Source organism: Drouetiella sp., from assembly GCF_059504425.1.
In genome coordinates this window covers 1-7412 of record NZ_JCACIN010000017.1, presented here as the reverse complement: position 1 = coordinate 7412, position 7412 = coordinate 1, and the positions used below count along the sequence as shown (strand labels likewise).

General features: G+C 45.5%; 6 protein-coding genes and 1 pseudogene. 6 read left to right on the top strand and 1 reads right to left on the bottom strand.

What is annotated here, in order from left to right; all coding sequences use genetic code 11:
- Positions 1–30: 30 nt before the first annotated feature.
- From AC5JMP_RS03645 to AC5JMP_RS03635, 3 genes are all read left to right on the top strand, one after another.
- The gene (locus AC5JMP_RS03645) at positions 31–1749 is read left to right on the top strand and encodes a DUF2357 domain-containing protein (protein WP_495850068.1); all 1719 of its coding nucleotides are present in this window, start codon (positions 31–33) and stop codon (positions 1747–1749) included.
- Positions 1750–2007: 258 nt separating this feature from the next.
- Entirely contained in the window at positions 2008–2214 is a 207-nt protein-coding gene (locus AC5JMP_RS03640; RefSeq protein ID WP_495850067.1) for a recombinase family protein, read from the top strand.
- Positions 2150–2497, top strand: a complete 348-nt coding sequence (locus tag AC5JMP_RS03635) for an NACHT C-terminal helical domain 2-containing protein (RefSeq protein WP_495850069.1) — start codon at positions 2150–2152, stop codon at positions 2495–2497. The genes AC5JMP_RS03640 and AC5JMP_RS03635 overlap by 65 nt, the downstream gene beginning before the upstream one ends.
- A 231-nt stretch (positions 2498–2728) precedes the next feature.
- Here AC5JMP_RS03635 and AC5JMP_RS03630 read toward each other — a convergent pair whose 3' ends face one another.
- Complete coding sequence (locus tag AC5JMP_RS03630) at positions 2729–5806, bottom strand: S8 family serine peptidase (protein WP_495850066.1); 3078 nt, start codon at positions 5804–5806, stop codon at positions 2729–2731.
- A gap of 170 nt (positions 5807–5976) precedes the next feature.
- Here AC5JMP_RS03630 and AC5JMP_RS03625 point away from each other — a divergent pair, with 170 nt between their 5' ends.
- The 3 genes and pseudogenes from AC5JMP_RS03625 to AC5JMP_RS03615 all read left to right on the top strand — a co-directional run.
- The gene (locus AC5JMP_RS03625; RefSeq protein WP_495850065.1) at positions 5977–6144 is read left to right on the top strand and encodes a hypothetical protein; all 168 of its coding nucleotides are present in this window, start codon (positions 5977–5979) and stop codon (positions 6142–6144) included.
- Between the two features lie 139 nt (positions 6145–6283).
- Entirely contained in the window at positions 6284–7126 is an 843-nt protein-coding gene (locus AC5JMP_RS03620; RefSeq protein ID WP_495850064.1) for an IS6 family transposase, read from the top strand.
- An 80-nt stretch (positions 7127–7206) separates the two neighbouring features.
- Positions 7207–7362: pseudogene (locus tag AC5JMP_RS03615) on the top strand (ATP-binding cassette domain-containing protein); the annotation flags it as partial.
- Positions 7363–7412: the final 50 nt, after the last annotated feature.

The window sequence follows — 7412 nt, the reverse complement described above, 5'->3', positions numbered from 1 at the left end:
GTCGTGTGCCTTCTATTTACGCCTACCTAATTGTCGCGTCATATAATTGGGCGACCCTACGTAAATTGGGAGCATGGGACTTCTCAACGTCCTATATCACGCGGGTTAAGCGGTTCGCAATCGACGCTACGGTCTCTTAGTACCGGAGGACCTCGTCAAAAATTGCCGCGGGCTATAGGCTCTTTAGAATCAGTTCCCCAATTCATATCGGAAAGTAAGTTGTATGCGAGTACGGATAACTTGCCAAATCAATTTATAAAAACATTGCTAGAGGATTGGCGTGGACTAGCGCAGGAAACGTATGACTCACTTAATAAACAGAAAGGTGCTACGAAAAAGGCTTCTGCTCCTATTTTGCGGGGACTAGCCGAGTGTAGTCGAATGATTGATAGTTTGGATGCCGTCCTCTCAACATCATTGTTTAAAGCAGTTTCAAAGTTGTCTCAGGTTCCTCTAGCCAATCAAGTACTTCAGAAACGTTCTGGTTACCGGGAGTTAGTTCGTATTTATCAACAGGCTCAGTTAGCTGGTGTATTAACTTGGGATGGAGCTGACTCGGTCTTTGGAGCTGGGCAACGAGATGTAGCCATGCTCTATGAATATTGGGTGTTTCTTCAAATAGGGCGAATAGTTGCCGACCTTTGCAAAAAATCTTTTGATTACGCTGGTCTTTTCCAACTTTCTCAGTTTGGCTTGCAGTTGAATCTTCGCAAGAACCGTACACAAGTGGTTCAGGGGTGGGTAACTCGTGGTGGACAAGATTTTCATTTAGGGCTGTGGTTCAATAGACCCTTTCGCCGAGCAAGTGGAGAATCTTGGAGTAAAGACATGCGTCCTGACCTTTCTCTTGGTATCGGTTTATCTGAGAATGCAGCACCCCTTGAACGTGTCTGGATTCACTTTGATGCTAAGTATCGAGTTGAACGTCTCATTGAAGTTCTTAGACAGCAGGAAGATTTCGACCTAAATGACCAGAGTAGTTTCTCCTTGGAAGGAAGACCTGAAGAACGTGCTTTGCGTGATGATCTCCTAAAGATGCATGCTTATCGGGATGCGATTCGTCGTTCATCTGGAGCCTATGTTATCTATCCAGGAGAAACTTGTAATCCAAGAGATCATGAGACTTATTTTGAATATCACGAGCTGCTACCAGGGTTAGGAGCTTTTACCCTACGACCTAGTGAAGATGGCGCTGCTGCTGGAGTTTCTAGAATCGCTTCATTCATAAACGATGCACTTGATCATACTGGGGATATCTTAAGCCTAGATCGAAGAGCAAGTTACTGGCTTTCTACAATTATGGGGAGTTTTCCAAAGCTACCTATAACAAAACCAATTCCCTCACAGGCAGTACCTGGTTTATGGTTTTTAGAGCGGCCACCTGCTGATGAGATGGTATTTGTATATAAAGCAAATGCAACAGTTCTTTGGGAACAAGACTCAAACCGTTTATTATTCCGTACTGATGGCCCCCCGCACCTTCCAGCGAAAGTATTTCGAAGCAGTTGGATTATAGGTTTATTGCCAGCAGATGAAGTTGTAATTCTCAAAGTTGAAAATGATGCTTTGGTTGAAGATGTCTCTTCAATTGATAATTCTAGTTCAGGACACTGGCTAGCTATTCGCACATCTACTCCTTATCCTTTACCGGAGTGGCTTGTATCAAAGACCGTAGCTGATGTCCTAGCTGGAGAAGATTCTATACTTTTGTCTTGGGCAAAGCTTGCAAATTATATCTTTAAACTTTAGTTCAACCAATATTTCAGTATGAATAGAGATTTTAGGACTATGAATATTGAGTCCTGCAGCACGGCTGTAAAGCTGTAAGCTTTCATCGACACAATCTAACTACTTTCAAGGAGGGATGAGCGCATTCTGTCTCAAAAACCCGTTTTTGAAACGTTCGTCACAATAGTACAAAAACTCTATCCTAGTCGCTGTTATTGTTCTAAAACTCGTGTCAAAATCAAAGTATCAAAACTACGCTACAGAGATGAGTTCTGAAACATGTTAACTGAATATGCCAGAGTCAGCACGCAAGATCAGCACCTTGACCTTCAGATGAACACACTTAAAGCTGCTGGGTGCGAAAAGATTTTTGTCGATAAAGGCATCAGTGGTAGAAAGAGTGATCGCCCTGGCTTGAACCATATTTTGTGCAAATCTAAGCAACAGCGACCTTGCCCTTGCTATCGCCATCGCCCGCGACTTTGAACTAAGACGATCACTCCAAGTACTCAGAGACCAGCTTCCAGACGATTCTAGAGAAAATAAAGAACAACGCAAACAGTGGTGGGAAGTTCAAGGAGTGTCTTGGACAGAGCAACTTAGAGCCACGATAATCAAGTATCGGAACATTGGGCATGATTGGCAGTTTAGCCCTGGGCAACTAGATAAACTCAGGCAGTACATTGATGCCAATTTGCTGCCAACAGCCTCGCCTTTGCTTAGCAATCGCGCGAAAAACAACGTCAAGGCTGAAATTCTTGCACAGTAGCGGTTCTGAAAAGTAGCCAAAATTTGAATAGTTGCGCGGGACGCAACTACTCAACGAATGGGCTTGATTCGCACAACTATTTGCCTAAAATGCCTCTTTTTGGCATTGGGGAGAATCTCAATCCTACAGAATAGAGTGGTTGCGATGCACAGCAACTGTAGAGCGATAGATGGGGGCATCAGTAAAAGCTATCAATGATGCCCACCAGGCTTATCTGTACTTCATGCCGTCCTAAACAATGCTGATATGTGAAGCTGTGAGCATTAGATTAGGAGAAAGCTGAGCGATCTGTGTTTGTTGTTGTCCATTATTTCCATCTGCATCGAAGAATAAGGCTCCTGTCGATGGATTATAGATCAAGCGATCGTTGCTACTGCTTGCAGATGCACCCAGAACAAATTGATCGGCGCGGAGAGCGCCTACACTGAGATCCTGACTGAAGCCTGCTTTAGTAATATGAATTTGATCCTCAGTAACTGAGAAATCCAAGATTCTATCTACTCCCTCGTGAGCAGCATAGAAAGTAAAGGTATCCTTTCCTCCTCCGCCCAAGAGCGTATCATTACCTGCCCCTCCCACTAATTGATCGTCACCTGTCCAGCCGCTTAGCATATCATCTGCTGTACCGCCGCTGAGGAAGTCATTGCCATCCATTCCGTACAGCTTATCAGTCCCACCACTGCCATAGAGCCAGTCGCGTCCATCCAACCCATTCAGACTATTGGCAGCATTATTGCCCATGATCACGTTGTTGAGGCTATTACCTGTGCCGTTGATTGGATCTGTACCCGTGAGAACCAAATTATTAGCAGTTGAATTGAGTGTGGTATGGCTCGCAGCAAACGTGGGTTGAATGACCGTCGAAGCCTCTCGAACGAAGAATTCATATAAGGGTAGAACATCAGGAGTTGTTCCAGCAGTTCTCATCTCATAATACTCTTCTAAAACGTTGCCTTGCTGCTCACGGTTGAAGCTTGTGAGACTGCCACCATTTGCAAGTTGTTTCTCCAAACCGTCAACACCACCGTAGCCGTACCCTACATCAGAATGCTGTGCTTGCAATGCTTCAGTAATATAAATTGCACCATCCTGTTCGTACTGCCAAACATGCGTTAATTCATGAATCAGCGTACTTTCATTATCAAGCGGCCCCCAAGTATTGATGGTGTGGAAAGTCGTGAAAGGACGATTATCATTCGCGCCATCAATTTCTCTAGCAGCTACGACCGATCGCGCAGATTCGTCAATTCGCACTAAATCATAATTAATCGAATCACCAAACACACTCTTTGCAACTTGAATTTGTTGATCTGTGAGTGTACGAGTATTGAACTTAATGATATCGGCAGCCGTTTCAGCGACTTCTGGGAGTCCTGCTAAGTCAACTGCATCTACTGCGATCCGTCCTCCGGCGGCGGCGGCACCCTTGAGATCGAGCTTACCCAACGAGGTAAGCAAATCCACGGAATCTGATCCCAATTGCTTCAGTCGATCAGGTGATTGAGTGACAACCGACGCCCCACGATCCAGAATACCTAATAGTTTCTCACCCGCTTTGTCAGCAAAAGCCGCTGGGCCTTGAGCAAGCGAATCAAGCACGCCATTGGCAACAAGCCCCGCTTCATCGGTAGCTGCATCAGCAATATTGCCTGCTTTGTCAAAGATGATATTGACTACTTCACCTGCACCATCAAGTCCAACCTTACTTAACCCCCAATCTGCACCGTCTCCTGTTTTATCTGACAACCAAACTGCACCGTCTCCTGCTTTATCTGACAACCAAACTGCACCATCTCCAGCCTTGTCTATTGCCCAAGCTGCACCCTCCTTAACAGGGGTTAACCAATCAGTTCCTCCTCCATCTGTATTGGTGGCTTCCTGGACTAGATCAAATCCTTGATTGCTAACGCCTTGAACAAAATCAACAACTACATTTTCGACAGATTGAACACCATCAACCAATGTATTTTGTGTAGATTGAACGGTATCAACTGCTCCATTGACAGTAGATTGAGCATCATCAATGACTTGATTGATTGCATCACCCCCAACTGCGCCAATGCCTACCTGCACAACATCAATTGCGGTATTTTGAACAGTTTGTACGCTGTCAATCGCTGCATTGCCAACAATTTGAGCACCATCGACTGCTGTGTTACCAATCACCTGTGCAGTATCAACGGCAGCATTGCCCAGGGCTTGTGCTCCATCTGTAGCTAGACCGACAGCGCCTTTTACAACGCCTTTCGCTGCTTTTTTAACCCACCCCCAGCCTGCTGGTCGTTCTGAAGGGATTCCTTCTATAGGCTGCTTTGGAATGGGAAGAATTGTTGTCTTGGGCGTGTAGGGAACAGGAACAGTGCGAATAGCCAGACAGCTTGCCGCATCCGAGTCGAGTAACTTTGGCTCTAATGTGTCGCTACCAGCAGATTGCCTTAGACCCTGTGCTGCTGTGTGAAGAATGTCAATCACCTGGCGATAACTCAGGTCAGGATTGACTGCCCAAATCTGGGAAATAGACCCTGTGACTCTAGCAGCTGCGATCGATGTTCCTTTAATGTCACTGGTGCTGCCATCAGCAAACAGCATCAACCCTGCTCCATTACTGGAATATACAGCCTGATTTCCACCTTCTGCTGCACCAACAGGAATAATGTGATCAAACCATTGCGCTGCCTGCCCCAGTGCAGACATGAGTTGTCCTGTGTTGCCAGCGGCAACCACAATTAGAACACCATTTTGCCGTGCATACTCAAGTGCCAGTTGTTCTTGTAGCGTTAACCCATTACGCGTATTAGTACGACCATCGGGTGTAACTTGAATCAAATCGAAGCTCAGGTTGACTATCGCTTGTGAATACCCCAATAATCTGACAGCATCAACAAACTCGACCAACGATTCCGCCCATCTTCCAGAACCTACTGCACGTCCCAGCCATACCGAAATATTTCGATTCTCAGTCACGATGACATTGAGCACATGGGTGCCGTGATCGTCCTGATTGCTAGCTGGCATTGAGGTGCAGTTCTCACAATCATGATTCAAATCTGTGATTCGATTGCATCCCAGCAAAAATTGAGATGGCTGAATTTTCAGAGCGTCAAGATTAAAGCTTGTATCAATAATTCCCACGAGTGGCTGAGAAGCGTTTATAGTTCTACCCAGAGTGTTATTTTTGAAAGCCTCGTTTAAGGCATCACTATTTAATTTATTTAGTCTGCCACAGTCATGTTGAGCTAGTGTACTCGCTAGGTTATTTCCTGAATCAACGCAGGTCGTCTGATCAACATTAATTGTATAGCTTGCCATTACTTTTCTCCTGTTTAAAAGTGATTAGGATGCGCCTATAAAAGGCAATACTCTCAGATGTTTTAGGAGAGACTTGAGCTTCCTACTTAACCTATTGGAGTCAAAGCAAGGCTTTATTCAAGAGACTTGTTGGAAAATAGTGGTAAAAATCGCTGAAACCTTTACATAGAATGAGTTTCAAGGATTTTGACGGAAAATCGCTGAAAAGCTTGCCAGAAGCAGCGCTCTGCTGGATGTTCATCGGGATGGTTCAAAGCCAAAACGTTCATCTCAAGGGGTTTGGCACGTATGTCGTCAGCCATGCTCAAATTGCCCAATCTCATCAGCGGCGGTTTTGACGGTGGTTGTCGAATCGAATAATCAATGTCATTTCAGCTCTTCATGCAAAACTGTCAGAACTGGGTACTCAACTTGAGAGCGGAAGCCCCTACTGGATAGACTAGCTACTGTCCTCAACCTCCACCCAGCAAACGCTCCATGAATTGCCCTCACTGCGACTCTACTCACACTACTCGCCTGCAACGCATAACAAACCTGGGTTATGCCATGTTTCGCTGCAAAGAGTGCTGCCGCATCTTTAACGAACGAACGGGCACCCCCTTCAACTTTATCGAGGTGCCCACCGACATCGTCTTTCAAGTTCTGCTGTGTCGGTTCCGCTACAAGCTGAGCTTTCGAGACATTGCCGAATTCTTCCTACTGCGTGGCTTTGAGTTCACGCATGAAACAGTACGAGATTGGGAAGAACGCTTTACTGGGATTTTTGCCCAACAGCTGAGAGCCAAACGCAAGGGGAAGGTGGGCAAAATTTGGTTTGTGGACGAGACATACATCCGTGTCAAAGGCAGATGGTGCTATCTGTACCGTGCGATCGATTGGTGCTATCTGTACCGTGCGATCGATGAGAATGGAAACTTGGTGGATGTGAGGTTGAGTGAAAAACGAGACATGGCAGCGGCAAAAGCCTTATTTGCCCAAGCGCATGAGGTGGCGGAACAACCGCAACAAGTGGTAACAGACGGGCTGAGTTCATACCCAAGAGCGGTTCGCGAGGGATTGGGTTCAGGCGTTGAACATCAAGTTAGAGGGTGTTTAAGAAATCCGGTCGAACAGAGTCATCGAGGGATCAGGCAACGTTACTATTCGATGCTTGGTTTTGGAGCGACTGAGAGTGCGAAACGATTTTGTCAAGCGTTTGATGAAATGAAGCAGTTTTTGCGACCCAGAGCAAAAATGACAGAGTTGGTGTCTCTATCGAAGCAACGGGAACAATTTGTTAAACGAGTGAATGAATTGCAAGAACTCTTTCAAGTCATCTAATTGAAGATAGGAAGAGAAAAGCTTGCAATGATGAAAAGTTGCAAAAAAGCCACGCTTTGAGTACTCAGATCTAACAGTTTCAGTTTGGAGCGAATCTTGCTAGAGGACAAAAACAACGCTTAGCGATCGCGCGATCGATCGTTGCCAATCCTCCAGTGCTTATTTTAGATGAATCAACTGGGGCACTAGATCCAACAGCAGAGAAAACATTACTAGACAGATTGCTAGACAGTCGCCCAATTATATGACGCGACAATTAGGTAGGCGTAAATAGAAGGCACACGAC